This window comes from Dysgonomonas sp. BGC7 (assembly GCF_001261735.1).
GTDB lineage: Bacteria > Bacteroidota > Bacteroidia > Bacteroidales > Dysgonomonadaceae > Dysgonomonas.
This window is the reverse complement of record NZ_CVRP01000034.1, coordinates 1-2547: the sequence shown is the minus strand read 5'-3', so window position 1 is coordinate 2547 and position 2547 is coordinate 1. Positions and strand designations below refer to the sequence as shown.

Annotated in this window: 4 protein-coding genes; 2 read left to right on the top strand and 2 right to left on the bottom strand. The window is 33.8% G+C overall.

Annotation, left to right across the window (positions count from 1 at the left end):
* Positions 1 to 563, top strand: a 563-nt coding sequence (locus BGC7_RS17510; RefSeq protein WP_185113000.1) for a restriction endonuclease subunit S, incomplete at its 5' end; no start/stop codon positions are given.
* Here the strand turns inward: BGC7_RS17510 and BGC7_RS17505 are convergent.
* A complete protein-coding gene (locus BGC7_RS17505; RefSeq protein ID WP_199318941.1) occupies positions 558 to 1082 on the bottom strand; it encodes a restriction endonuclease subunit S in 525 nt (174 codons plus the stop codon). The genes BGC7_RS17510 and BGC7_RS17505 overlap by 6 nt on opposite strands.
* 63 nt (positions 1083 to 1145) lie before the next feature.
* Here BGC7_RS17505 and BGC7_RS17500 point away from each other — a divergent pair, with 63 nt between their 5' ends.
* Entirely contained in the window at positions 1146 to 1949 is an 804-nt protein-coding gene (locus BGC7_RS17500; protein ID WP_050702890.1) for a tyrosine-type recombinase/integrase, read from the top strand.
* Between the two features lie 29 nt (positions 1950 to 1978).
* Here the strand turns inward: BGC7_RS17500 and BGC7_RS17495 are convergent.
* Positions 1979 to 2547: restriction endonuclease subunit S (locus tag BGC7_RS17495; RefSeq protein WP_185112999.1), on the bottom strand; the 569-nt coding region annotated here is incomplete at its 5' end.

Below are 2547 nucleotides of genomic sequence, written 5' to 3'. Positions count from 1 at the left end.
TATCTGATAACTCACATTATGAGAACTTGCACTTTGAGATACCTCAAAACTGGACATGGTGTTATCTCGAGGACATTGCAATTGATGACCTAGGTAAGACATTAGATAAAGTTAAAAATAGAGGAGAATACTATCCATATCTCCGCAGTATAAATGTTAGGTGGGGAGATGTTAATTTGGATGATCTGAAAGAAATGAGATTTGAAGATAAAGAGTTAAGCCAATATCGTATTAAGAAATACGACTTACTTATTTGTGAAGGAGGAGAGGCTGGACGATGCGCAGTATGGAGTAGAGAAGATAATATCCTATATCAAAATGCGATACATCGGGTTCGCTTCTATGGCAATATCAATTCTTATTTCTATATGTACGTTTTACATTTATATAATGATATGCAAATTCTTGAAAAATACAGTAAGGGTGTAACTATAAGTCATTTAACCAAATCATCTCTTAATAAAATACCTCTACCACTACCTCCGCTTAAAGAACAAAGAAGGATTATAGATGCTTTTGAATCAATTTGCAATAATATACATATAATTCTCGATGAACTATAAATCTTCCACAATACCATCAAGTATATCGAATAAAGTATCAATAGCTTGACCTATTCTAACTTGTTCTTGAGCTGGAGGTAATAGAATGGAAAAGTTAACAATCTTCTCTTTTGAAATATTTGGTTGTGCACCACCTTCAGCTTTCATCTGTAAAACTTTCTTTTCACTCATTAGTAGATAGAAAAGGAACTTATTATATATATCTGGATATGTGAAACATGCGCAACAAGCTTGATTTGTGGCAGATGGGACATTAAGGATTCCAATTTTGCCAATAGTTGCTCCATACATAGCAATTAAGACACTGTCTTTGGGGTTTAATCTAACAGAGCATTCTTTAAGAGCTAAGTCGGTAATCTTTTCAGGGATATAATCAATATAACCGTCATTAAGATCGCCTGTTTTCAACCAGTTAACTGTTCCGCTTGTATAATACATTTTATTTGAACGGCTTGGGGTCGCTCCTGAAGACCATGAGCCTATATTCTCTAAGGTGCATTTTGCCCATCCTTGAGGCAAGTTCCTATAATGTGAGATAGCCAAGATAACTTTGTTGCCGTATTTATTTAAAACTAATAAAATATGGTAACAGAATTTCAAAAATTGCTGAGCAGAAATGACTTGGCAGAAAACACAATTGTGTCCTATGTTTGGACTGTAAAGCACTTTCTTACTCAGTATGAGTCAATAAACAAAGAAAATCTTTTAGCTTATAAAGGATTTTTAATCGAACATTTTAAACCCCAAACAGTTAACCTACGCTTACAAGCAATAAATAAATATCTTGAATTTATCAAGAAAGAGAGGTTAAAACTCAAGTTTGTTAAAGTACAGCAGAAAAATTTTCTAGAAAATGTAATAAGTGATGCTGATTACAAGTTTTTCAAAACGAAGCTAAAAGCAGATGGAAATATTGAGTGGTATTTTGTTGTTTGGTTTTTAACAGCGACAGGAGCTCGTGTCAGTGAACTATTACAGATAAAAGCAGAACACGTTTATCTCGGACATCTTGATATGTATACAAAAGGTGGAAAGATTCGACGACTATACATTCCAAAAGCACTACGTTCTGAAGCTATCAAATGGTTAGAAACAAAAAAACTTAAATCGGGATATATATTCCTAAATCGCTTTGGAGAAAGAATTACATCTCGTGGTATTTCTCAGCAGTTAAAGCACTTTGCTTCTAAATATGGCTTAAACCTCCATGTCGTATATCCACACTCTTTTAGACATCGATTTGCAAAGAATTTTTTAGACCGGTTTAACGACATAGCGTTGCTTGCTGATCTTATGGGGCATGAGAGCATTGAAACTACCCGAATTTATCTTCGCCGCACAGCGAGCGAACAACAAGCAATTGTTGATAAAATTGTAAATTGGTAGAAATTAGAGATTAAAGCGTAGGCGCTTACCTACGCTTTAATTGAATTTTCTATTTCATCAAGTGAAGTAAAAATCTCCTCTACTTTTTTAACGATTCTTTCCTGTTCTAATATTGGAGGTAATGTTATCCAAACTTTTCTAATATATTCTAAATGTAAATTAGGAACACCTATACCTTTTAGAGACTGATTGAATTGAGACTTGACAAATGGAGAATTTATTACTAATAAAATATATTCTGGAAAAAACATCTCTGTTATTGGCCTCAACAGTGCTAAACTAACATATATATCAAACACACATTCTCTATCCACAAGTGCACCAATACCAGTTGTCCCATTTTTTGCCAATAATATATCGTTTAGTTGAGGAGCAAGTCGGGCATGTAGGACATTATGCAGATCTTCTGGTATATGCTTTACGTTTTCCCAGTTAATTTTTCCTGAGGTAACATTTTTCGAAGATAGAAAAACAAATCCTGTTTCTGAATATATTGGAGTTTGGTGTGTACCATCAGTTATTAAAGAACAGCCGTTTTCTAATCTACACCAATTCCAACTCGCTGGGATAATAAATGGATAATGTGAGTTATCAGATA